At 69.9% G+C, this 21280-nt stretch carries 24 protein-coding genes; 14 read left to right on the top strand and 10 right to left on the bottom strand.

All coding sequences use genetic code 11. The features are described from left to right. Positions 1 to 107 precede the first annotated feature (107 nt). The 5 genes from ACFT7S_RS30165 (at position 108) to ACFT7S_RS30145 (ending at position 3099) form a co-directional block, all read left to right on the top strand. On the top strand, positions 108 to 653 hold the full coding sequence (locus ACFT7S_RS30165; protein ID WP_382737304.1) for a hypothetical protein: 546 nt from the start codon (positions 108 to 110) through the stop codon (positions 651 to 653). A 195-nt stretch (positions 654 to 848) separates the two neighbouring features. Continuing rightward, complete coding sequence (locus ACFT7S_RS30160; protein WP_382737302.1) at positions 849 to 1349, top strand: hypothetical protein; 501 nt, start codon at positions 849 to 851, stop codon at positions 1347 to 1349. 99 nt (positions 1350 to 1448) lie between these two features. After that, complete coding sequence (locus ACFT7S_RS30155) at positions 1449 to 1979, top strand: helix-turn-helix domain-containing protein (RefSeq protein ID WP_382737301.1); 531 nt, start codon at positions 1449 to 1451, stop codon at positions 1977 to 1979. 28 nt (positions 1980 to 2007) lie between these two features. Further along, the gene (locus ACFT7S_RS30150) at positions 2008 to 2604 is read left to right on the top strand and encodes a hypothetical protein (protein WP_382737299.1); all 597 of its coding nucleotides are present in this window, start codon (positions 2008 to 2010) and stop codon (positions 2602 to 2604) included. A gap of 156 nt (positions 2605 to 2760) precedes the next feature. Continuing rightward, positions 2761 to 3099: a DUF2516 family protein gene (locus ACFT7S_RS30145; protein WP_382737297.1), complete on the top strand. Its 339-nt coding sequence runs from the start codon at positions 2761 to 2763 to the stop codon at positions 3097 to 3099. Here ACFT7S_RS30145 and ACFT7S_RS30140 read toward each other — a convergent pair. The 3 genes from ACFT7S_RS30140 to ACFT7S_RS30130 all read right to left on the bottom strand — a co-directional run bounded on the left by ACFT7S_RS30140 (position 3081) and on the right by ACFT7S_RS30130 (position 7005). Further along, on the bottom strand, positions 3081 to 4454 hold the full coding sequence (locus tag ACFT7S_RS30140) for a PP2C family protein-serine/threonine phosphatase (protein WP_382737295.1): 1374 nt from the start codon (positions 4452 to 4454) through the stop codon (positions 3081 to 3083). The two genes, ACFT7S_RS30145 and ACFT7S_RS30140, sit on opposite strands and share 19 nt — an antisense overlap. Before the next feature lie 326 nt (positions 4455 to 4780). Further along, positions 4781 to 5842: a C40 family peptidase gene (locus ACFT7S_RS30135; protein WP_382737293.1), complete on the bottom strand. Its 1062-nt coding sequence runs from the start codon at positions 5840 to 5842 to the stop codon at positions 4781 to 4783. Between the two features lie 323 nt (positions 5843 to 6165). Then, a complete protein-coding gene (locus ACFT7S_RS30130; protein WP_382737291.1) occupies positions 6166 to 7005 on the bottom strand; it encodes a class I SAM-dependent methyltransferase in 840 nt (279 codons plus the stop codon). Positions 7006 to 7210: 205 nt separating this feature from the next. On the opposite strand from ACFT7S_RS30130, the gene mshA reads away from it, so the two are divergent. The 3 genes from mshA (at position 7211) to ACFT7S_RS30115 (ending at position 10061) form a co-directional block, all read left to right on the top strand. Beyond that, complete coding sequence (mshA, locus tag ACFT7S_RS30125; RefSeq protein WP_382737289.1) at positions 7211 to 8563, top strand: D-inositol-3-phosphate glycosyltransferase; 1353 nt, start codon at positions 7211 to 7213, stop codon at positions 8561 to 8563. Beyond that, positions 8556 to 9065, top strand: coding sequence for a YbjN domain-containing protein (locus tag ACFT7S_RS30120; RefSeq protein ID WP_382737287.1), 510 nt, complete (start codon positions 8556 to 8558; stop codon positions 9063 to 9065). The genes mshA and ACFT7S_RS30120 overlap by 8 nt, the downstream gene beginning before the upstream one ends. A gap of 213 nt (positions 9066 to 9278) precedes the next feature. Continuing rightward, on the top strand, positions 9279 to 10061 hold the full coding sequence (locus ACFT7S_RS30115; RefSeq protein ID WP_382737285.1) for a hypothetical protein: 783 nt from the start codon (positions 9279 to 9281) through the stop codon (positions 10059 to 10061). An 84-nt stretch (positions 10062 to 10145) separates the two neighbouring features. Here ACFT7S_RS30115 and ACFT7S_RS30110 read toward each other — a convergent pair whose 3' ends face one another. From ACFT7S_RS30110 to ACFT7S_RS30100, 3 genes are all read right to left on the bottom strand, one after another. Next, complete coding sequence (locus ACFT7S_RS30110; RefSeq protein ID WP_382737363.1) at positions 10146 to 10337, bottom strand: hypothetical protein; 192 nt, start codon at positions 10335 to 10337, stop codon at positions 10146 to 10148. A gap of 86 nt (positions 10338 to 10423) precedes the next feature. Beyond that, a complete protein-coding gene (locus ACFT7S_RS30105; protein ID WP_382737283.1) occupies positions 10424 to 10672 on the bottom strand; it encodes a hypothetical protein in 249 nt (82 codons plus the stop codon). Positions 10673 to 10756: 84 nt separating this feature from the next. Then, a complete protein-coding gene (locus ACFT7S_RS30100) occupies positions 10757 to 11668 on the bottom strand; it encodes a TetR/AcrR family transcriptional regulator C-terminal domain-containing protein (RefSeq protein WP_382737280.1) in 912 nt (303 codons plus the stop codon). Between the two features lie 134 nt (positions 11669 to 11802). Here ACFT7S_RS30100 and ACFT7S_RS30095 point away from each other — a divergent pair, with 134 nt between their 5' ends. Then, positions 11803 to 13383 (top strand): MFS transporter, encoded by a 1581-nt coding sequence (locus ACFT7S_RS30095; protein WP_382737278.1) that lies wholly within the window; start codon positions 11803 to 11805, stop codon positions 13381 to 13383. A gap of 99 nt (positions 13384 to 13482) precedes the next feature. Here ACFT7S_RS30095 and ACFT7S_RS30090 read toward each other — a convergent pair whose 3' ends face one another. Both ACFT7S_RS30090 and ACFT7S_RS30085 read right to left on the bottom strand, forming a co-directional pair. Beyond that, positions 13483 to 13839 carry a hypothetical protein gene (locus ACFT7S_RS30090; RefSeq protein WP_382737276.1) on the bottom strand — a complete coding sequence of 119 codons (357 nt, stop codon included), beginning with the start codon at positions 13837 to 13839 and terminating at the stop codon, positions 13483 to 13485. Then, complete coding sequence (locus ACFT7S_RS30085) at positions 13836 to 14387, bottom strand: DUF6232 family protein (RefSeq protein ID WP_382737274.1); 552 nt, start codon at positions 14385 to 14387, stop codon at positions 13836 to 13838. Before ACFT7S_RS30085 ends, ACFT7S_RS30090 begins: the two co-directional genes overlap by 4 nt. A 408-nt stretch (positions 14388 to 14795) precedes the next feature. On the opposite strand from ACFT7S_RS30085, the gene ACFT7S_RS30080 reads away from it, so the two are divergent. After that, on the top strand, positions 14796 to 15206 hold the full coding sequence (locus ACFT7S_RS30080) for a hypothetical protein (protein WP_382737272.1): 411 nt from the start codon (positions 14796 to 14798) through the stop codon (positions 15204 to 15206). Between the two features lie 96 nt (positions 15207 to 15302). Here ACFT7S_RS30080 and ACFT7S_RS30075 read toward each other — a convergent pair whose 3' ends face one another. Further along, positions 15303 to 16064 carry a phosphoglyceromutase gene (locus ACFT7S_RS30075; protein WP_382737270.1) on the bottom strand — a complete coding sequence of 254 codons (762 nt, stop codon included), beginning with the start codon at positions 16062 to 16064 and terminating at the stop codon, positions 15303 to 15305. Positions 16065 to 16268: 204 nt separating this feature from the next. Between ACFT7S_RS30075 and ACFT7S_RS30070 the strand changes: the two genes are divergently transcribed. Both ACFT7S_RS30070 and ACFT7S_RS30065 read left to right on the top strand, forming a co-directional pair. Next, on the top strand, positions 16269 to 17582 hold the full coding sequence (locus tag ACFT7S_RS30070; RefSeq protein ID WP_382737269.1) for an MDR family MFS transporter: 1314 nt from the start codon (positions 16269 to 16271) through the stop codon (positions 17580 to 17582). A gap of 65 nt (positions 17583 to 17647) precedes the next feature. Beyond that, positions 17648 to 18229, top strand: a complete 582-nt coding sequence (locus ACFT7S_RS30065) for a hypothetical protein (protein ID WP_382737367.1) — start codon at positions 17648 to 17650, stop codon at positions 18227 to 18229. 3 nt (positions 18230 to 18232) lie between these two features. On the opposite strand, the gene phoU is transcribed toward ACFT7S_RS30065, so the two are convergent. After that, a complete protein-coding gene (gene phoU, locus ACFT7S_RS30060) occupies positions 18233 to 18916 on the bottom strand; it encodes a phosphate signaling complex protein PhoU (protein ID WP_382737267.1) in 684 nt (227 codons plus the stop codon). Positions 18917 to 19117: 201 nt separating this feature from the next. Between phoU and ACFT7S_RS30055 the strand changes: the two genes are divergently transcribed. Both ACFT7S_RS30055 and ACFT7S_RS30050 read left to right on the top strand, forming a co-directional pair. Beyond that, the gene (locus ACFT7S_RS30055) at positions 19118 to 20380 is read left to right on the top strand and encodes a sensor histidine kinase (RefSeq protein ID WP_382737265.1); all 1263 of its coding nucleotides are present in this window, start codon (positions 19118 to 19120) and stop codon (positions 20378 to 20380) included. Further along, positions 20377 to 21057 (top strand): response regulator, encoded by a 681-nt coding sequence (locus ACFT7S_RS30050; RefSeq protein ID WP_382737263.1) that lies wholly within the window; start codon positions 20377 to 20379, stop codon positions 21055 to 21057. The genes ACFT7S_RS30055 and ACFT7S_RS30050 overlap by 4 nt, the downstream gene beginning before the upstream one ends. Positions 21058 to 21280 lie beyond the last annotated feature (223 nt).

Raw genomic sequence — 21280 nt, 5'->3', positions numbered from 1 at the left:
CGGGAAGCGGCGGAGGAATTCGGCGATGGCCTGTGTGACACGAGGAGGTCGTCACTGAGGATCGACCGTCTCCAGTGGACCGATGCGAACAGGCTGATCAGCGTGACGTGTTCGGGATATCCAGCAGCTTCCAGCCAGGGGGCAGCCTGGTCAGGTTCGACCGTCGGTGCCTTGACCCGGACCAGGTCGTGGAGGAGTTCGGCTCGGCGGGTGAGCTGGTAGTGGCGGTGGGCCAGACCGCTCCAGAGTTTGCCGGTGGCGACGTAGCAGGCGTCGATGACCGTCGGACCGTAGCGCCGTCGGAGCCTCCAGTAGAGGCGTTGGGCGCGGATGACGTCGGGAGTTCGGGACAGGTCAAGCTGCTGTTCGGGAGCGAGGACGTTCTTGCCGATCCAGAGGTTGCGGCGGAGGCAGATGTCGTCGTGGATGGAGGCCCAGACCTGCGCGGGGAGTGTCGATCCGGTGCGTGTGACGACGCAGCGGCGGCAGGCCCAGCGAAGCACGTGGTCGGGGGCCGGGACTGGGCTTGTCGTGGTGGGCGACACGTCATTCGCCCGGAGGTCGGGGATGGCTTTGGCCAGGTTCTGCCGGGACTGGCCGCTGAGGATGCAGAGCGTATCGAGGCTGGTGAGGCGCGAGTCCAGCCAGCGTGAGGGAGAGCGCAGGCGGGCCAGCGGAACATGGTTCGCCCGGGCCAGCCGGTTCCAGTAGGACGCTTCGCACTCGCCGGGGAACGGCGGCAGGGTGATGGGCAGTGGGCGGATGAGGGCCGGGCGGAACACGAGGGTTCAGCCGGTGCGGGCAGAGAGGAGGTGCGTCCGCGGGCGGAGGACTCGCTGCTGTGGTCGATGCGGACGTTCTTGACCGTGGTCCGGGTGATGTGCTCGGTCCCGTCCAGGATCGCGGAGATCGCCGCCGCCCGGATGAGGTGGGAGAGGCTCCCGATCATGCCGCCCGTGCGCTGGTGCAGGTGTTTCGCCATCTTCAACAGGGTGTTCGGCTCGTGCCGGTGCAGGCGGAGGGTGCCTTCGATGGACGCGAGACCGCCACTCGGCGTTGAGAGGGAAGGGACCTGTGCGGTTGAGGACGCAACGGCCGGCGAGCTGCTTGCCACGGATGCCGGTGAACAGCCCCGACTGTTCGACGTTGATGCCGGCATAGGCGAACGTCGCGGGCAGATGCTCGGTGAAGTACTTCAGGCCTACGCGTCACCGCCGCTACGGGTCACCCTCAACCACCACAGGCACGATGTCTGGCAGCAGGGGAGGAAACGTCTCATCCGCGAACACCCCGAACTCATCCCCATGCCACCCGCACGGCCGCAGGTGACAGAAAGCGTGGCCAGGTGACAGCTATCGCGTCCCGGCACACCACGGCTCACGGCCCGAGGGAACACTTTTGCAAGCGGGCGCTTGCAAAAGTTAGCAAGGGTGTTGCAGTATCGAGTCATGGCATCACTCAACGTCGGCAGTCTCGGTGAGTATCTGCGTGAGCAGCGGCGCACGGCGCAGCTCTCGCTGCGGCAGCTCGCCGATGCAGCCGGGGTGTCCAATCCGTATCTCAGTCAGATCGAGCGCGGCCTGCGCAAGCCGAGCGCGGAGGTGCTGCAGCAGGTTGCCAAGGCCCTGCGGATCTCCGCCGAGACGCTGTACGTGCGGGCCGGGATTCTCGACGAGCGGGAGCGGGACGCGCTGGAGACGCGGGCGGTCATTCTGGCCGATCCGTCCATCAATGAGCGGCAGAAGAACGTGCTGCTCCAAATCTACGACTCCTTCCGCAAGGAGAACGGGTTCGAGGCCGAGGCCGAGGCCGAATCCGAAGCCGATTCCGGGGCCGATGTCCGCGACACAGATGTCGATGGGCACGTCGGTGACACGGATCGGGGTGCTGTGGAGGACACAGTGGACTTCGGCGCCGACGCGGATGCCCGCGGGCCCCGCACGGCCGGCGGCAGTGATGCACACACACCCTCAAACTGACTTCTGATGATCCGGGAGGACCACAGTCATGGCCATCACCGATGACCTGCGTAAGACCCTCACCGACCCCACCCCCCTCTACTTCGCCGCGGGCACGGCCGACCTCGCCGTCCAGCAGGCGCGCAAGGTCCCGGCGCTGATCGAGCAGCTGCGGGCCGACGCGCCCGAGCGCATCGAGGCCGTACGCAACAGTGACCCCAAGGCCGTGCAGGAGAAGGTGACCGCTCAGGCCAAGGAGGCGCAGGCCACCGTTCAGGCGAAGGTCACCGAGGTGATCGGGGCGCTCGACACCGACCTGAAGAAGCTCGGTGAGACCGCTCAGGACCTGGCGCTGCGCAGCGTGGGCGTGGCCGCCGAGTACGCGGTCAGGGCCCGTGAGACGTACGAGAAGGTCGCCGAACGCGGCGAGCAGACCGTCAGGACGTGGCGCGGTGAGACCGCGGAGGAGATCGTCGAGATCGCCGCCGTCGTCGAGGCCGAGCCCAAGGCGAAGCCGAAGGCGGCCCCCGCGGCCCCCGCGGCGAAGCCCGTACCGAAGCAGGCGGACGCCAAGGCCGCGCCCGCCAAGAAGGCGCCCGCGCGCAAGCCGGTGGCGAAGAAGACCACGCCGCCCGCCGGTAAGTGACCGGGCGGGAAACGATGCGCCGGTGAACGGTTGCCGGCGCAGGGCCGAGAACCGAAGAGCGGGATCACGGCCCGGGCACTCTCGCGGTGTCCGGTCCGTTCTCCCGGTAGCGTGGCCACGTTATGGCCGGTCCGACAGGCGGTGGGCACTGTGTTGATGCAGGGTTTCGCGGGACTGATGTCCCTCTTGAGCTTGGCACTGATTCTTCTGAGCGGCTTCGCTCTGGTGGACGCGGTGATCCGGCGTGAAGACGCTTATCGCGCCGCCGATAAGCAGACCAAGCCCTTCTGGCTGATCGTCCTCGCGATCGCGTTCGTCGTGATCTGGCTCTTCCCGATCATGTCGTTCCTGCCGATCATCGGGCTCATCGCGACGATCGTGTACATCGTCGACGTACGGCCCGCCGTGCGGCAGATCTCGGGCGGTGGCGGCGGACGCCGCGGCGGCGGTTCCAGCAGCGACGGGCCGTACGGTCCTTACAACGGCGGGCGCTGAGCGATCGCGGGTGCGGCCGAGCCGGAGCGGGGGCGGGGGAGACTCCGCCCCCGTCGGCGTATGACGTCCTCGTCGCGGTCCAGCAGCAGGACCGCGACGTCGTCGGTGAGCTCGCCGCCGTTCAGCTCCTGCACCTGCGCGACCGCGGCCTCCAGCAGCTCCTCGCCGCCGAGTCCCTGCTCCAGCTGACGGTTGATCATCGCGACCATGCCGTCCTGGCCGAGGCGCTGGGTCCCGGTCGGGCCGACGCGTCCCTCGATGAGCCCGTCGGTGTACATCATCAGGCTCCAGGAGCCGCCCAGTTCGACCTGCCGGCGCGGCCAGCGTGCGCGCGGCAGCAGACCGAGGGCAGGGCCCCCGTCCTCGTACGGAAGCAGATGCGCCGCACGCCCCTGGCGGGCGATCAGCGGTGCGGGGTGGCCCGCCAGGCAGAGTCCGGCGCGGCGGCCGTCGGAAGAGATGTCGACAGTGCAGACCGTCGCGAAGATCTCCTCGCTCTCCCGTTCGTGCTCCAGCACCTGCTGGAGCGTGGACAGCAGTTCGTCGCCGCAGAGTCCCGCGAGCGTCAACGCCCGCCAGGCGATGCGCAGTTCGACGCCGAGCGCCGCCTCGTCCGGGCCGTGGCCGCAGACGTCGCCGATCATCGCGTGGACCGTGCCGTCCGGCGTACGGACCGTGTCGTAGAAGTCGCCGCCGAGCAGGGCACGGCTGCGGCCGGGCCGGTAATGGGAGGCGAAGCTCAGGTCCGAACCCTGGAGGAGGGGTGTGGGCAGCAGGCCGCGCTCCAGCCGGGCGTTCTCCTGGGCGCGCAGCCGGGACTCGGTCAGCTGGTGCTGGGCGATGTCGGCGCGCTTGCGCTCCACGGCGTACCGGATGGCGCGGCTCAGCAGCCTGCCGTCGAGCTCGCCGCGGAAGAGATAGTCCTGGGCGCCGACCCGTACGGCCTCCGCGGCCAGCTCGGCGTCGTCCTCCGCGGTGAGGGCGAGGACGGCGTGACGGGGCGCGATCCGCAGCACGTGCTTGAGCGTGGCGAGGCCGTCCGGCTCCACGCCGGTGAGGTCCCCGTCGGAGCGCGCGTCCGTGCGTGCGTCGGTGCGGGCTTCGGCCCGTGCTTCGGAGCCGGTGGGAAGGGCCAGGTCCAGGAGGATGCAGTCGACGTCGTCGGTGAGGAGCCGGCCCGCCTCGGTGAGGTTGCGGGCCGAGCGGACGCGGACCCGGGTTCCTGCGGCGGACGGCAGCTCGGGTGCGCTGAAGGTGCCCGTGGGGTCGGCCTCGATCACCAGGAGGGTGAGGTCGGCGCCATAGGTGGCGTCCGCAGCGGACACGGCACGGTGCTGCGGTTCGGGTACGGGCATCGGTTCGGGTTTCCTTCCCTCCCCCCGAGGGCGCGGCGGGACGACGATCGACGATCCGCCAGACGGGGACGATAGCGGTCCGGGGCAGGGGAGCGGAATGGCGAACGGCACTCGGCCTCTGTCATATGCGCAGTCATAAGCCGCTTCCTGTCACGGATCCGGCGAGATGCGGCACCCGGATCGGGGATACGGGCCATGACAAACATCACCCGCCTCCCGCGCCACCGCGTGGTCCGGCTCACGTCGAGGCGCCGGAGCGGGGTGGCGTGGCTCACGGTGCGGGGACACGTACCCGCACCGCTCACCTGCCGACGTACCCGCCCCGCCTACTTGTCCGGGCGGACCACTCCCAGGATCGCCATCGATCCCGCACCCGTCAGCGTGACGTTTCGCCCGGGGCGCGGTGCGTGGACGATCGCGCCGTCGCCGACGTACATCCCGACGTGGCTGGCATCCGCGTGGTAGATGATCAGGTCGCCGGGGCGCATGTCCTCGACGGCGATGCGCGGGAGCAGGCGCCACTGCTCCTGGGACGTACGCGGGATCGGGCGCTTCGCCGCCGCCCACGCCTGGGAGGTCAGCCCCGAGCAGTCGTACGAACCGGGGCCCTCGGCTCCCCATACGTACGGCTTGCCAATCTGCGCGGTCGCGAACGCCACGGCCTGCTTGCCGCTCGCGCTCGCCTCGCGGTTGATGTCCCTGAGCGCTCCGGAGCCGAGCCAGGCGCTCTGCGCCTTGTACTCCGCCTGCTCCTCCAGCGTGACGAGCCGCGCCCGCTCCTCCTTCGCCAGCTGCGATTCGAGCTTCTTCGCCGCTGCTATCTGGGCGTTGATCTTCTTCTTGGCCTTGGCCTGCTCGAGACGGTTGGCTTCGAGCTTCCCCCAGTTGATGCTCGCGTCCTTGGTGTACGTCTCCAAGTCCTCCTGGGTCCGGGTCAGTTCGGCCAGGACGCTCTTGGACGCCTGCTGGCCCTGCCTGACCTGGTTCACCCCGTCGAGGAAGAGCTGCGGATCGTCGCTGAGGACCAGCTGCGCACCGGGCGGCAGTCCACCGTTGCGGTACTGCTCGCGGGCCTGGGCGCCCGCCCTGTTCTTGAGCTCGGCGATCTTCGCCTGGCCGTCGACGATCGCCTTGGCGAGCTTGATGATCTCGCCGGACTGCTTGGCCGTCTGCTCTTCGGCCAGGTTGTACGCGTCCGTGGCCGCGCCCGCCTTGCGGTAGAGGGTGTCGATCTCCTCCCGCACGTCTTCGAGACTCTTCCTCTCCGCCGCCGGGGCGGTGGGGGACGGCTCGGGCAGTGGTGCGGCCATCGCCTGGACCGGCGCGGCCAGCACAGCCAGCGCGCAGACCAGAGTGATCGCGGCAGCGGCACAGTGGCGTCGGTTCACGGACTCCCCCTCCGGGCACAAAGCGACACAAGCCAGACCGTACGAATACGGATTTCTGACTTACCGTCAGTAACTTTTCAGCAACTTCGCGATCGTGCCATGTCGTCCCGTAAAGCAACAGAGGCTGACACCACCTGAAGCATCACACGGCCCGCCCGTCGAGGGCGGGCGGATGACGCCCCGTCGTGTCGACGAATGGTGAGCCGTCCGTAGTTCCCGGAGTTGCCGTTCGGGCGTGTCGACCGTGCCCGCACAGCGCCCGTTTCACGACGCGTCGAACGTACGCGGACCGCCACCTGTCCGCGACGCGCACACGCACCTGTTCACGAACCGTTGGGCCGCAGGGCGTCCCACCGCACCGTGATCTCACCCTGCCGCCATCGCCGTTCCCCGTCCGTCAGCGGCCACTCCCCGGAGAGCGCCCGCGCCGTCGCGATCCAGCGCTGCCGGGCGCCGAGCGAGGCGTACGGAGAGGCAGCCGCCCAGGCCCGGTCGGCATCACGCAGGAAGGCGTGGACGGGCTCGCCCGGCACATTGCGGTGGATCAGCGCCTTGGGGAGGCGTTCCGCGAGGTCGGAGGGGCGCTCCAGCGAACCAAGCCGGGTCGCGAACGTGACCGTGCGCGGGCCCTCCGGGCCCAGCGCCACCCACACGTGCCGGCGCCCGATCTCGTCACAGGTGCCCTCGACGAGCAGCCCGTCCGGCGCCAGCCGCGCGCACAGCCGCCGCCACACCGCGGCGACCTCGCCCTCGTCGTACTGCCGCAGTACATTCGCCGCCCGGATCAGCGAAGGCCGCCCGGCGGCGCCACCCCCGGCAGCCGGACCCGTCCCGCCCCCCGGCATGACGCTCGGCGGGACCGGGATCTCGAAGCCGCCGTGGACGAACGTGAGCCCCTCCCGTTCGTACGGCTTCGCCGCCGCCACCCGCTCCGGGTCGATCTCGATGCCGACCACCGCCGTGCGCGGTGCGGCCGTGCGCAGGCGCGCCAGCAGCTCGACGGCGGTCCAGGGGGCCGCCCCGTAACCGAGGTCGACCGCCACGGGAAAGTCCGAGCGGTGCAGGGCGGGGCCGTGGGTCGCGGCGATCCAGCGGTCCATACGGCGCAGCCGGTTCGGGTTCGTGGTCCCGCGGGTCGCGGTGCCGATGGGGCGCTGGCGCATGACAGCGAGCGTATGCGACGCCGGAAACAGGGAAGACGGTCGGCCGGGACCCGCCCCCGGGACCTGCGCCGGGGGTCCCGAGGGCGCACGGCATGGTCATGGTTCGGTAAAGCGGAATGAACTGCCGCATGTCGCTGTTCTGGGTGTTCGTAGGGACCACTGCGCCCCTGAGAAGTCATGCCCTGAGTAAGGAGGACCGGACGACGTGAGCCAGTACGTCTCTCGGCTCGGCGGCAGCCGCGTGGCGCCGCGTATCCGGTTCCCGGGCGGCTTCCCGGGCACGCACCGCAAACCGCGGCGTATCGCGATGCTGTCCGTGCACACCTCTCCGCTGCACCAGCCCGGTACGGGCGACGCGGGCGGCATGAACGTCTACATCGTGGAGCTGGCCAAGCGCCTCGCCGCGATCAACGTCGAGGTCGAGATCTTCACCCGGGCCTCGGCCGGCGCCCTGCCCCCTGCGGTCGAGCTGTCGCCCGGCGTCCTGGTGCGGCACGTCGACGCTGGCCCGTACGAGGGTCTGGCCAAGGAGGAGCTGCCCGCGCAGCTCTGCGCCTTCACGCACGGCGTGATGCAGGCCTGGGCCGGTCAGCGCCCCGGCTACTACGACCTCGTCCACTCCCACTACTGGCTCTCCGGCCAGGTCGGCTGGCTGGCCGCCCAGCGCTGGGGCGTTCCCCTCGTCCACGCCATGCACACCATGGCGAAGGTCAAGAACGCGGCGCTCGCCGAGGGCGACACCCCCGAGCCCCCCGCCCGCGTCATCGGCGAGACCCAGATCGTGCGCGCCTCGGACCGGCTCATCGCGAACACGGCGGAGGAGGCGGACGAGCTCGTCCGCTTCTACGAGGCCGACCCCGGCAACGTGGCCGTCGTCCACCCCGGCGTCAACCTGGACCGCTTCCGCCCCGCGGACGGCCGCGCCGCGGCCCGCGCCCGCCTCGGGCTGCCCCAGGACGCCTTCATTCCGCTCTTCGCCGGCCGTATCCAGCCGCTGAAGGCCCCCGACATCCTGCTGCGCGCCGTCGCGGTGCTCCTGGACCGCGAGCCCTCGCTCCGGCACCGGATGGTCGTACCCGTCGTCGGCGGGCCGAGCGGCAGCGGGCTCGCCAAGCCGGAGGGCCTGCAGAAGCTGGCCGCGCGGCTGGGCATCGCCGATGTCGTACGGTTCCACCCGCCGGTGGGGCAGGACCAGCTCGCCGACTGGTTCCGGGCCGCGTCCGTGCTGGTCATGCCCTCGTACAGCGAGTCCTTCGGTCTCGTCGCCATAGAGGCCCAGGCGGCCGGCACCCCGGTCGTCGCGGCGGCCGTGGGCGGTCTCCCGGTGGCCGTGCGGGACGAGGTCAGCGGCTTCCTGATCCCCGGGCACGACCCGGAGGCGTACGCCGGAGCGCTGGGCCGGTTCGTGGACACGCCGGAGCTGGTCGGCCGGATGGGGGCGGCAGCCGCCGCGCACGCCCAGTCGTTCGGCTGGGACACGGCGGCGTCGGCGACATCCGATGTGTACACGGCAGCGATGTACGAACACCGCCGTCACGTACGCTCGCACCATGGCTGACGTACCCGACGAAGCAGCAGTGGCGCAGGTCATCGAGGCGACGCTGAACGACGCGGAGCTCGAATGGGAGAGCCCGGAGCCCGGTAACTACGTCGTGAAGCTGCCCGGCACCCGCAAGCTCTTCACCACGTGTTCCCTGCTCGTCGGCAAGCACTCCCTCTCCGTCAACGCGTTCGTCATCCGCCATCCGGACGAGAACGACGCCGCCGTGCACCGCTGGCTGCTGGAGCGCAACCTCCGCCTCTTCGGCGTGAGTTACGCGGTCGACCCCCTCGGCGACATCTACCTGGCCGGCAAGCTCCCGCTGGCCGTCGTCACCCCGGACGAGCTGGACCGACTGCTCGGCACCGTCCTCGAAGCGGCCGACGGATCGTTCAACACCCTCCTCGAACTGGGCTTCGCGAGCGCGATCCGCAAGGAGTACGCGTGGCGGGTGTCGCGCGGCGAATCCACCCGGAATCTGGACGCGTTCGCACACCTGACCCAGCGCCCGGCCGGCTGACGCGCCCCACGGTCCCCGCGCATCTCCGCCCCTCCCCGGCGCATTCACAGAGTGATCACAGGTGAATCACAATCACATCCCGTGACTGGTCAAGCCGATCACCGGACAGGTGTCCGAATCTAAAGTGTGACGCACTGCGACGGCCCATCCCGAGCGGCGCGTAACTACCGCGCCGGGCAAGGGCCGTTGTTCCATGAGACGGAGAGATGAACCATGCGCGCCACCGCCGTACGCCGTACCGCCCTCGCCGCTTCCGTGGCGGCCCTGGCCCTGCTGGCCACGGCCTGCGGCGGCTCGGAGCCCAGCAAGGGTGACGAGGCCAAGGACGGTGCCAAGGAAGGCGCCGCCGGGAAGCCCGCCGTCAAGGCGCTGACCGCCGCCGAGCTGGAGAAGGCGTCCCTGGTCCAGGGCGACGTCGAGGCCCACAAGATCACGAAGGCCGGCCCCGAGGACACCGTCGCCGCCGCCGACGTCAGCTCCGACAAGGAGGCCTGCGCCCCCCTGGCCCGCGCGTTCTACGGCGCGGAAGAGGGCAAGCCGGCCGCAAGCACCAAGCGCCAGGTGATCAGTGAGCCCAAGGTCGAGGCCGGCGACATGACCGAGGAAAACGCCGAGGACACGCTCGCGTCGGCTTTCGATCTGACGTCCACGCTGCTGTCGCTCTCCTCGTACGACAGCGCGACCGCCGAGGGCAACATCGCCGCCCTCCGCAAGGCCGCGACCGACTGCGCCGGTGGCTTCAGCGTCACCACGGCCGGTGAGACGCAGAAGATCACCAAGATCACCGAGGAGAAGGTGTCGGGCGGCGATGAGGCCCTCGCCTGGACGCTGGCGGCCGAGCAGGACGGCGAAAGCGCCCCGCTGACGCTCGTGGCGCTGCGCCAGGGCGGCACGGTCGCCACGTTCACGTCGTTCAACCTCGCGGCGGCCAGTGGCAAGGGCACGCTCGAACTGCCGGCGGCCGTGGTCGCGGCCCAGGCGGCGAAGCTCGCCTGATCCCCACCCGCCGAGACCGTGCGCGCCCTGCCGAACGGCGGGGCGCGCCCGTGTTTCAGGGCAGGGTTGGCAGTGGTACGCCTTTCAGGGCAGCGGTACGAGCCTCACCACGGTGACGGTGAGGACCGACCCGGAGACGTAATAGAGGACGATGGCACCGAGGACCGTCGCCTCCCGACGGTCATGCTCGCTCTTGACGGCGCACGACCCGTGTCCGTACGGATCACGGCCCAGCGTGCGGGCCATCTCGTCGCGGAACGGATCCCCGTCCCGCATCTTGGCGAGGGTGTCGTCCGCCGGCGGCGCGTAGGAGATACGGAACGCACCGGCACCCGGCCGGCCGCGGTCCCTGCGGTGGCGGCTCAAGAGATCTGCCGCCTCTCGGCCTCGTCCTGCGCCAGCCGGACCAGGATGCCTTCGGCCTCCGGATCGGGCACGGCCTCCAGCATCCAGTGCCGCATGACCGCGTGGATCTCGTCCACCCCGGCCTCGTTGATCGCATGGTCGAATTCCGTGCGTCTGTCCTCGGGCAGGGCAGTGCGGATGGCCGGGATGCTGTTGGGTACGTCGACTTCGGTGCCGCCGACGAAGGTCTTCAGAGGCTCGCCCATGATCGTTCTCCCCGATCTCCTTGCTCTCCACGCCCGTTCGCGTGCGTCCGCGGGTGTGTCAGGGACAGTCCACGACGCGCACGATCATAGGGTCGCGGCACGGTCGGCGAGCACCTGGACGCCGTCCAGGATGCGTTCGAGACCGAACTCGAAGAGTGCGTCCAGTTCGAGGTCGAACTGATCGGGGCCGAAGAGCGTCGACAGGACCGGAAAGGCCCCGGATGTCTGAATGGCCTCCATCTGCGGCTCGTTGGACGCCATCCATTCCTCCGGAGTGATGCCGGTGTCCTGGCGCGCCTGCGACTCCAGCTCCATCGCCATCGCGATTCCCTGGGCGAAGCCGAGCAGGGTGAGGTGCGTGTGGAGTTTTTCGGCGGGAGTGAGGCCCAGTCCTCCGAGGGAGGCCAGGGCGCGTTCGGTGTACCGCATGGCGTGGGGCGAGGCCATCGGCCTGGTGAGCGCGGCCATCGCCCGCGAAAGCCAGGGGTGACGCTCGTACCGGCTCCACAACCACCGTGCCTCCAGGGCGAATCGATCGCGCCACGAGGCGGGCGGGGGGCCTGCGGGCGTCTCCTTGAACACCGTTTCCGACATCAGCCGTACGAGCTCGGCCTTGTTCGGCACGTGCCGGTACAGGGCCATCGTGGACGTACCGAACTCCGTGGCCAGCCGGCGCATCGAGAGGGCCCCGAGCCCCTCCGCGTCGGCCAGCTCGACCGCGGTACGGGTGATGCGCTCGCGGGTGAGGCCCTGGCCGGGCGCTGTCCTGCCGTCGCGCCGCGTCTCCGCCACGACGGTGCCGACGCCGGGCACGACCCGCACCAGCCCCTCCTGCCCCAGCGCCGCCAGCGCCTTGGACGCGGTGGCCATCGCGACGCCCCACTCCTGCGTGATGCGCCGGGTGGAGGGCACGGGGTCGCCCGGTGAAAGCTCCCCCGAGGCGATGCGGCGGCGGATGTCCCCGGCGATACGGAGGTAGGGCGGATCGATGGCCATGGCGGCACTGTACTAGTGCACCGAACTGCCGTCTGCCCTGCTGAGAAAGGGGTACGGGCCCGGTGCACTAGGCAACTGATTGCGGTGTACGCGCCGACCCGCTTCCGTAACACTTCATGGAGACACACGCACTCATGGAGACACCCCCCGGCCCCCGCGCGGGCCGTAAGGAATGGATCGCTCTCGGCGTCCTGATGCTGCCCCTGCTCCTCGTATCGATGGACGTCTCGGTCCTCTACTTCGCCATCCCGTACGTGAGCGAGGACCTGACGCCGAGCGCCACCCAGCAGCTGTGGATTCTCGACATGTACGGCTTCGTGCTCGCCGGGCTCCTCATCACCATGGGCGCGCTCGGCGACCGGCTCGGGCGCCGTACCGTGCTGCTCGCCGGGGCCGTGGTGTTCGGCGCCGCCTCGGCGGCAGCCGCGTACGCCCAGTCCGCCGAGGCGCTCATCGCAGTACGCGCACTGCTCGGCCTCGGCGGCGCCGCCCTGATGCCGTCGACCCTCGCGCTCATCCGCAACCTCTTCCACGACGCACGGCAGCGCGCCAAGGCGGTGACGGTCTGGACGGCCGTCATGACCACCGGCGTCTCCTTCGGGCCGGTCGTCAGCGGCCTGTTGCTGGAGCACTTCTGGTGGGGCTCGGTCTTCCTGATCAACCTGCCCGCGATGCTGCTCCTCCTGGTCCTGGTCCCGTTCCTGGTACCGGAGTTCAGGTCGAAGGACCGCGAGCCCTTCGACCTGCTGAGCGCGGTGCTCTCGCTGACCGCTCTGCTCCCGGTGATCTACGGCATCAAGGAACTCGCCAGGCACGGCTACGCGCCCCTGCCCGCCCTCGGGATCAGCGGCGGGCTCGTGCTCGGTTATGTCTTCGTCCGCCGCCAGAAGCGTCTGGCACACCCGATGGTCGACCTCGCCCTGCTGAGGCAGCGCGCCTTCGGGGGTGCGGTCGGCGCGAACCTGCTGGCGATGTTCGCCACGGTGGGTATGGCCGTCTTCCTCACGCAGTACCTGCAGTCCGTCCTCGCCATGGGCCCGCTGGAGGCGGCCCTGTGGAGCCTGGTGCCGGCCGCGGGCGTCGCGGTGATGGCCCCGACCGGTGCGGTACTCGCGCAGCGGTTCGACCGGGCGTACGTCATGGGCGGCGGTTTCCTCGTCTCCGCCTGCGGCTTCCTCTGGCTGACCCAGGTGCGTACGGACTCGGCCCTCTGGGTCACTCTCGCCGGCGGCGCGGTCTACGCGGGCGGCCTGGTCGCGGCCATGACCCTGGCCAACGAACTCGCCCTGGGCGCGGCCCCGCCGGAGCGCGCGGGCTCGGCGGCGGCGGTGCTCGAATCGGGCCAGGAACTGGGCGGTGCCCTCGGCATGGCCATCCTCGGCTCGATCGGCGCGGCGGTGTACAGCCGCGACATGGAGACCACCCTGCCGTCGGGCCTGCCGGACGCCGACGCGGTACGCGAGACCCTGGGCGGCGCCACGGCGGTGGCGTCCCACCTTCCGGAAGCCACCGCGGACGCGGTCCTGACGGCGGCCCGCGATGCCTTCACCCACGGGATGAGTTACGCGGCGGTGGGAGCCGCGGTGACGATGGCGGGGGCGGCGGCGCTGTCACTGGCGCTGCTGCGGGGATCGCCGGAGGCGGCCGGCGCCGCCACCACCGCCTCCCGCCCCGACGGCGCGAAGCAGCCGGCGGACGCCGGCAGCACGCACTGACACGAGATCGCGGACGGAGCGTTGCGTGCAACGCTCCGTCGCATCCGCGAAATGCCTTCTGCTACCCGTTCCGCTACCCGCCGCTCCTGCCGTAGCCCTTCAGGCGCCGAGGAGTTCGATCAGCGCGCGGGCCGCATCGAGGACGGGCTGCCCGAGCGCGCCCACCGTGGCGGCGATGCCCGCGACGGTCAGCAGCGCGCTGTGCCGTTCCTCCGGGGGCACGGCGGGGTCGGCCGTGATCGCCGGGAGCGAGGCATCGATGCGCTGCGCGGTTGCCGGGGCCACCTGCGCACGCAAGTCCCCGAGCAGCGCGACCAGTTCACGAACGGCCTGCTCCAGGGCGGGGTCGGGCGGCGGGGAGCCGGCGGCGCCGGTGCCGTGGTTGACCATGCCGATGTTGTCGTGGCCGCCGTGCATGTTGACGACGTTGCCGAAGTTGTAACTGTCTCCGCTCATACGCCTGACATCCCCACATTGCCCGAGCCGCCATACATGTTCACGGCATCACCGAAGTAGTAGTTGCTGGGATTGCTGATGGTCAGCTGCTCCACGCGAACGCTGAGTTCCGTCTCCGGATTCTCGATCGCGTGCGCGATCTGCTGGACGAGCTGGTTGAGGTGGCCGGGATCGCCCGTGACCAGGGCGGTCGACCGGCCGTTCGACTCGACGGCCATGACGAAATGGGAGGGCGCGGACAGCACGCTGATCATGTCCACGAAGAAGTAGATCAGGCAGCCCACCGTGGCCAGCCAGATGAAGAGGATGAAGCCGCCGAACGCGTCGCCACTCCGGGCGAGGGCGCCGGCGATGGCGCCGAACACCGTGAATGCCATCGCCACCGGGACCGCGAGCGCCGCGCGTTTGAAGAAGCGGAGCACCGCTTCCTTGCGCCTGGGGTGGAGCGTGAACGTGTAGACGCGGGCGACGTTCTGGAGCGGATACGCCGCCCCTCCCACCCACAACAGCCTCTTGGTGACGACCAGGCTGAGGGCTGCTGACGCCATCCCGACAGAAGCGACCGGCGGCGGACCCGACGGGCGCGGAGTCGTCCAGGGACGCGCCTCCGGCTGCGACGAGGGCTGGGACGAGGGCTGGGACGAGGGCGGTGCCGGTGGCGGTGACGAGGTGGGTCTCGGTGGCGGCGACGAAGGCGGTGTCGATGGCTCGTTCGTATCCATGCTTCCCCCTGAGTTCATGTTTCCCCTGAGAGGGAACCGCATCGGAGTGAAGCCTTATTAAGGATCAACCGGACCTCTGCCACAAGGCGAATTCAGGCCCACGCGACCCCATCCGAACCAGTCGCCGCCCTGCCCCGCCACAGCGATGATCCCCATGCTCGCGGAAAGCCGGTACGGGGAGAGTTGAGTACGTGCGCTCTGGTCGGTTCCGGGGTGAGCCGGAACGCTTGGGCCATGCGACAACTACCGATGAAACTCGTTCCCCAGCTGCTGGCGATCCTCGTGCTGGCTGTGGTGACGCTCGCGGCATGGGCTGCCTGGCTGGGCTGGGACCAGCATCGTGACGTGCAGCCTGACGGTACGACGACCGGCCCGTACGAGGCGTGGCAGGTGATCGGGCTGCTGCTGGCCCTGCTGGCACCGGTGTACTGGGCGGCATCCCGACGCTACATCGCAGGCGCCGTGCTCGGTACAACGGTCGGCCTGACCGGTGCCGCCTATTACGACTGGTCGGACGATTCCAGCGGCCTCTTTGTGATCGGCGTGGGGATGGTCATGGTGGGGAGCTTCTTCGTGACCGCCGTCGTCTCCGCCGTGATCGTCTCAGTGAAACGAGACCAAGGACCCCGGACAGTCGCCGCCTAGGGTGCGCAGGACTGCACGGCCCAGCGACAGCCCCAGTACAACGACAAACCCCCTGCTTGCGGCAAATCCGCAGGCAGGGGGCTTTTTCAGGTCGTGTTACTTCTTCTTGCCCTGGTTCTTCACTGCCTCGATCGCCGCCTGCGCGGCGTCCGGGTCCAGGTACGTGCCGCCCCGCTTCAGGGGGTGGAAGTCGGCGTCCAGTTCGTAGACGAGCGGGATGCCGGTCGGGATGTTGAGGCCCGAGATGTCCTCGTCGGAGATGCCGTCCAGGTGCTTGACCAGGCCGCGGAGGCTGTTGCCGTGGGCGGCGACCAGGACCGTCTTGCCGTCGAGGAGGTCGGGGACGATGCCGTCGTACCAGTACGGCAGCATGCGCTCGACGACGTCCTTGAGGCACTCCGTGCGCGGACGCAGCTCGCTCGGGATCGTCGCGTAGCGCGCGTCGTCGGACTGGGAGAACTCGGCGCCGTCCTCGAGGGGCGGCGGCGGGGTGTCGTACGAGCGGCGCCAGAGCATGAACTGCTCCTCGCCGAACTCGGCGAGCGTCTGCGCCTTGTCCTTGCCCTGGAGGGCGCCGTAGTGGCGCTCGTTCAGACGCCAGGAGCGGTGGACCGGAATCCAGTGGCGGTCCGCGGCTTCCAGCCCGAGCTGGGCGGTGCGGATCGCGCGCTTCTGGAGGGAGGTGTGCACGACATCGGGGAGCAGGCCGGCGTCCTTGAGCAGCTCACCGCCGCGTACCGCCTCCTTCTCGCCCTTGTCGGTGAGGTCTACGTCCACCCAACCGGTGAACAGGTTCTTCGCGTTCCATTCGCTCTCGCCGTGGCGGAGGAGGATCAGCTTGTACGGTGCGTCGGCCATGGGCCCGAGCGTAATCGAACCCGTGCGGCCCGCGCGCGCCCGGCCACAGGGCGGACAGCGGCCGCAGGAGGGGTGCGCGGGGCTTCGATTGACGGTAGGCGTCAATCCAGTGGCGGTTGGCAAACCCCGCTTCGTAATATGCGGACTGCTAGCGGACCACTTACGGTCCACGCCGGTTCCGTACGTCCCCGGGGGGAAATCCGCATGTCTGTCGACGGTCTCAGAAGGGCCGCACGCGAGACGGTCGCCGGTCTCCCCAGGGAGTTCTGGTGGCTGTGGACGAGCACCCTCATCAACCGCCTCGGGGCGTTCGTCGCGACCTTCATGGCGCTCTATCTGACCCTGGACCGGGGGTACTCCGCCTCGTACGCCGGTCTCGTCGCCGCCCTCCACGGGCTGGGCGGTGTCGTTTCCTCGCTCGGCGCCGGAGTGATGACGGACCGGCTGGGGCGCCGGCCCACCATGCTGATCGCGCAGGTGTCGACCGCGCTGTCCGTGGCGCTGCTCGGCTTCATGGTCCACCCCGTGGCCATCGCCGGGGTCGCGTTCCTCGTCGGTATGGCGAGCAACGCCTCGCGGCCCGCCGTGCAGGCGATGATGGCCGACATCGTCCCGGCGAAGGACCGGGTTCGCGCGTTCTCCCTGAACTACTGGGCCATCAACCTCGGCTTCGCGGTCTCGTCCGCCGGTGCCGGGTTCATCGCCGAGTACAGCTACCTCGCCGGGTTCATGGGCGAGGCCGCGATGACACTGGTCTGCGCCGTCCTCGTCTTCATCAAGGTCCCGGAGTCCCGGCCGGAGAAGGCGCCCGTCGCACCCGGTGCGAAGGGGACCGCCCAGGACGACGTCCGGCTCTCCACCGTGCTGCGCGACGGCCGGTTCATGAGCGTCGTCGGGCTGTCGTTCGTGATCGCCCTCATCTTCCAGCAGGGGTACGTCGGCCTGCCGGTCGCCATGGGTACGGACGGGTTCTCCGCCTCGGACTTCGGTACCGCGATCGCCGTCAACGGTGTGCTGATCGTGGCGCTCCAGATCCCGGTCACGCGCTTCATCCAGTACCGCGACCCCCGCAAGCTGCTCATCATCTCGTCCCTGCTCGCGGGGTACGGATTCGGGCTGACCGCGTTCGCCGGATCGATCGCCGTGTACGCGCTGACGGTCTGCGTGTGGACCCTCGGCGAGATCATCAACGCGCCGACCCAGACGGGCCTGGTCGTCCAGCTGTCACCGGCCCAGGGCCGCGGGCGCTACCAGGGCATGTACACGATGTCCTGGTCGGCGGCTGCCCTGGTCGCCCCGCTGATGTCCGGCTTCGTGATCGACCGGTACGGCGCCGAGTGGCTCTGGGGAGCCTGCGCCGTACTCGGCACGGTCGCGGCAGCGGGCTACTGGCTGCTGACGCGGAACCTGCCGCAGGAGTACGCGGCGGGGGAGGCGGTCGTGGAGAGCGGGGCCCCCACGGCGGCCGCCGCAGCAGTGAAGGTGGAGAACGCGGAGGCCGGGAAGCCCACCGGCTGATCAAGGGCGGCGAATGGTGGGTCACCTATCCGGCCTCCTGCGAAGCCGCCCTGGACATCACCTACTTGCCCGTCCAGGTGGACGCGGGCGGATGGGCGAGCCGCGTACGGCACGACATCGAGCAGGCCGTACGGGAAGCCGGGGCGGCGGACGGTTGGCTGACCGCGCACCCGCCCCGGTTCACCTGGGACACCGAACTCCCGCCCGCCGAGGTCGAGTCCGGCCATCCACTCGTCCACGCGCTGACCGCGTCCACAACCGCGCTGGGCCGCGCCCCGCGACGAAGGTTGCCGTCACGGGGCGCCACCGCACATGGCCGTCAGCCGGAGCAGCCACCGCACTGGCACGGGCCGCCCGACTGGCAGCCGCACCCGCAGCCCGACCCGCAGCCGCAAGCGGCGAGCACAGACAGGTGCACCACTTCGGTCGGTGCCTCCTGCTGGGGTTCGTTGACGGGGGAATCGGCCATGCTTCCTCCTCGGGGCGTACGCGCTCACGAGGGCGTACGGACATGGTGTGCCGCCCCCACCCCATTGGATGCCCACTCCTGCGGGCGCATCAACGGCGCACACATGCAGAACACCTGTGCGACCCGCGCACCCGGCGGAGTGCAGGGGGAGCGCACGCCGCGTGCACGCGGAGCGTAGGAGCTACGCGCTCTCCACCGGGCCCTGAGTCGCCGCCTGGAGGTCGTCGGCGTGCTCGCCGGTGACGAGGTACACGACCCGCTTGGCCACCGACACCGCGTGGTCGGCGAAACGCTCGTAGTAACGGCCGAGCAGCGTCACGTCGACGGCCGTCTCGATGCCGTGCTTCCAGCGGTCGTCCATCAGGTGCTGGAACAGCGTGCGGTGCAGCAGGTCCATCTCGTCGTCGTCCTGCTCCAGCTGAAGCGCCAGATCGACGTCCTTCGTGATGATGACCTCGGCGGCCTTCGCCATCAGGCGCTGCGCCAGCTGCCCCATCTCCAGGATGGTGGCGTGCAGGTCGTGCGGCACCGCCGACTGCGGGAAGCGCAGCCGGGCCAGCTTCGCGACGTGCTGGGCGAGGTCGCCCGAGCGCTCCAGGTCGGCGCTCATCCGCAGCGAGGTGACGACGATCCGCAGATCGGTCGCCACGGGCTGCTGGCGCGCGAGGAGCGCGATGGCGCGTGCCTCCAGGTCGTGCTGGAGGTCGTCGACCTTCTGGTCCGCGGCGATGACACTCTCCGCGAGCTTCAGGTCGGCGTCGAGCATGGACGTGGTGGCCCGCCCGATCGCGGAGCCGACGAGCCGGGCCATCTCGACCAGGCCCTCGCCGATCGAATCGAGTTCCTCGTGGTAAGCGTCGCGCATGGAAGTCCCTCTCCAGTTTCCTTACTGAGGCCGGGGTCTCTTGGACCGACCCCCACGCTCCCACGGTGCGGGTGGAACGCGTCGGGATCCGACCGCAGAAGTGAACCGATACTTGCTCCTCGGTGAACTCTGGGCGACGAGTGTTCGAGATGGCACTCGGATGGCTGGGAGAGAGTTGCCGAGCACGCATAACCTTGAAGCATGGACGTGAACGCGGCGGTCGCCGCAGCTGCCGCGATCGCCGGGTTGTTGACCGGTGTGATCGCCATGCTGGCGTTCCGCTGGAGCGAGCGCGAACAGAACAGACCCACGCGCACGTCCCTGCGGCCCGACGGCAACGCAGCACTGCCCCCCGGAGTGGACACCGTCCTCTCCGTACTCAGCTCATCCGCCGTCGTCCTCGACGAGAGCGACAGTGTCGTCAAGGCCAGCTCAGCCGCGTACGCCCTGGGCCTGGTCCGCGGCGGCCGGCTCTCCGTCGACGCCATGCTCCACATGGCCAGGGACACGCGCAGGGACGGTGAGATACGCCAGGTCGAGCTGGATCTCCCACGGCGCGGTACGGGCCGTGGCGAGGCGCTCGCCGTCTCCGCCCGGGTCGCCCCGCTGGGCTCCCGCCTGGTGCTGCTGCTGGTCGAGGACCTCACCGAAGCCCGCCGGATAGAGGCGGTACGACGTGACTTCGTCGCCAACGTCAGCCATGAACTCAAGACCCCCACCGGCGCGCTCTCCCTGCTCTCCGAGGCCGTCATGGACGCTTCGGACGATCCGGAGGCGGTGGAGCGGTTCGCCGGGCGAATGCAGATCGAGGCGACCCGGCTCACCAACCTCGTACAGGAACTGATCGACCTCTCCCGGGTGCAGAACGACGACCCGCTGGAGGACGCCGAGCCCGTCCGGGTGGACGAACTGGTCGCCGAGGCCATCGACCGCTGCCGGCAGCAGGCCGGCTCGAAGCAGATCACCATGGCCTCGGGCGGCACCGCGGACCTCTTCATCTGGGGCAACCGCGGCCAGCTCGCCGCGGCTCTCGGCAATCTCGTCGAGAACGCCGTCAACTACAGCCCCGCCCGTACGCGCGTCGGGATCGCCGCCCGCCGCATCGTGGCACCCGGCGGGGATCTGATCGAGATAGCCGTGACCGACCAGGGCATCGGCATCTCCGAGAAGGACCGCGAGCGGGTCTTCGAGCGGTTCTACCGCGTCGACCCCGCCCGGTCGCGAGCCACCGGTGGCACCGGTCTCGGCCTCGCCATCGTCAAACACGTGGCCGCCTCGCACGGCGGGGAGGTCACGGTCTGGAGCTCCGAGGGTCAGGGCTCCACCTTCACCCTGCGACTGCCCGAATCGGGCGTCGTACGGGAGCACACCACCGGCGGACCGCTTATCGTCAACGGCGACGACGAGGCACCGTTCGAGACCGACACCTTTGAACCATTCCCTGCCCCGGAGGCTCTTCCGTGACCCGAGTGCTTGTCGTCGAGGATGAGGAATCCTTCAGCGACGCCCTGTCCTACATGCTCCGCAAGGAAGGCTTCGAGGTCGCCATCGCGGCGACCGGCCCCGATGGACTCGACGAGTTCGAGCGCAACGGCGCCGACCTCGTCCTGCTGGACCTGATGCTGCCGGGCCTGCCTGGCACCGAGGTCTGCCGCCAGCTGCGCGTCCGGTCCAATGTCCCGGTGATCATGGTCACCGCCAAGGACAGCGAGATCGACAAGGTCGTCGGGCTGGAAATAGGAGCCGACGACTATGTGACCAAGCCCTTCTCCTCGCGGGAGCTCGTCGCCCGCATCCGCGCGGTCCTGCGCCGCCGCGGTGAGCCGGAGGAGGCCGCTCCGGCCGCCCTGGAGGCGGGTCCGGTACGGATGGACGTGGACCGTCACGTGGTCACCGTCTCCGGCGGCAAGGTCGACCTGCCGCTGAAGGAGTTCGACCTGCTGGAGATGCTGCTGCGCAACGCGGGCCGCGTGCTGACCCGTATGCAGCTGATCGACCGGGTCTGGGGCGCGGACTACGTCGGCGACACCAAGACCCTCGACGTCCACGTCAAGCGTCTCCGCGCCAAGATCGAGCCGGACCCGGGGGCGCCGCGCTACCTGGTGACGGTGCGTGGTCTGGGTTACAAGTTCGAGCCGTAAACCGGTATCCGGGTGAGGCGGGCGTCGTCCGGACAGTCGGACGGAGTCCGGCACAGTGCTCCGATGCCCGCGAAGCGGTGCGAGGTGCGCACGCGGGATGGTGCTCGAGCCGGACCCGGGGGCGCGGCGCTACCTGGTGACGGTGCGTGGTCTGGGTTACAAGTTCGAGCCGTAAACCGGTATCCGGGTGAGGCGGGCGTCGTCCGGACAGTCGGACGGAGTC

It is taken from the genome of Streptomyces sp. NPDC057136, from assembly GCF_042670885.1.
Taxonomy (GTDB): domain Bacteria; phylum Actinomycetota; class Actinomycetes; order Streptomycetales; family Streptomycetaceae; genus Streptomyces.
Note: the sequence above shows the minus strand (reverse complement) of the source record. Positions and strands in the feature narration are given on the sequence as shown.

Coding starts and splice junctions, on each gene's coding strand:
- ACFT7S_RS30100 (WP_382737280.1), bottom strand. CDS start 11,668: ATGGCCATCGATCCGCCCTACCTCCGTATCGCCGGGGACATCCGCCGC.
- ACFT7S_RS30160 (WP_382737302.1), top strand. CDS start 849: ATGCGGACGTTCTTGACCGTGGTCCGGGTGATGTGCTCGGTCCCGTCC.
- ACFT7S_RS30080 (WP_382737272.1), top strand. CDS start 14,796: ATGCGACAACTACCGATGAAACTCGTTCCCCAGCTGCTGGCGATCCTC.
- ACFT7S_RS30070 (WP_382737269.1), top strand. CDS start 16,269: ATGTCTGTCGACGGTCTCAGAAGGGCCGCACGCGAGACGGTCGCCGGT.
- ACFT7S_RS30085 (WP_382737274.1), bottom strand. CDS start 14,387: ATGGCGTCAGCAGCCCTCAGCCTGGTCGTCACCAAGAGGCTGTTGTGG.
- ACFT7S_RS30105 (WP_382737283.1), bottom strand. CDS start 10,672: ATGGGCGAGCCTCTGAAGACCTTCGTCGGCGGCACCGAAGTCGACGTA.
- ACFT7S_RS30075 (WP_382737270.1), bottom strand. CDS start 16,064: ATGGCCGACGCACCGTACAAGCTGATCCTCCTCCGCCACGGCGAGAGC.
- ACFT7S_RS30150 (WP_382737299.1), top strand. CDS start 2,008: ATGGCCATCACCGATGACCTGCGTAAGACCCTCACCGACCCCACCCCC.
- ACFT7S_RS30055 (WP_382737265.1), top strand. CDS start 19,118: ATGGACGTGAACGCGGCGGTCGCCGCAGCTGCCGCGATCGCCGGGTTG.
- ACFT7S_RS30115 (WP_382737285.1), top strand. CDS start 9,279: ATGCGCGCCACCGCCGTACGCCGTACCGCCCTCGCCGCTTCCGTGGCG.
- ACFT7S_RS30090 (WP_382737276.1), bottom strand. CDS start 13,839: ATGAGCGGAGACAGTTACAACTTCGGCAACGTCGTCAACATGCACGGC.
- ACFT7S_RS30145 (WP_382737297.1), top strand. CDS start 2,761: ATGCAGGGTTTCGCGGGACTGATGTCCCTCTTGAGCTTGGCACTGATT.
- ACFT7S_RS30110 (WP_382737363.1), bottom strand. CDS start 10,337: ATGCGGGACGGGGATCCGTTCCGCGACGAGATGGCCCGCACGCTGGGC.
- ACFT7S_RS30140 (WP_382737295.1), bottom strand. CDS start 4,454: ATGCCCGTACCCGAACCGCAGCACCGTGCCGTGTCCGCTGCGGACGCC.
- phoU (WP_382737267.1), bottom strand. CDS start 18,916: ATGCGCGACGCTTACCACGAGGAACTCGATTCGATCGGCGAGGGCCTG.
- ACFT7S_RS30130 (WP_382737291.1), bottom strand. CDS start 7,005: ATGCGCCAGCGCCCCATCGGCACCGCGACCCGCGGGACCACGAACCCG.
- ACFT7S_RS30155 (WP_382737301.1), top strand. CDS start 1,449: ATGGCATCACTCAACGTCGGCAGTCTCGGTGAGTATCTGCGTGAGCAG.
- ACFT7S_RS30120 (WP_382737287.1), top strand. CDS start 8,556: ATGGCTGACGTACCCGACGAAGCAGCAGTGGCGCAGGTCATCGAGGCG.
- ACFT7S_RS30095 (WP_382737278.1), top strand. CDS start 11,803: ATGGAGACACCCCCCGGCCCCCGCGCGGGCCGTAAGGAATGGATCGCT.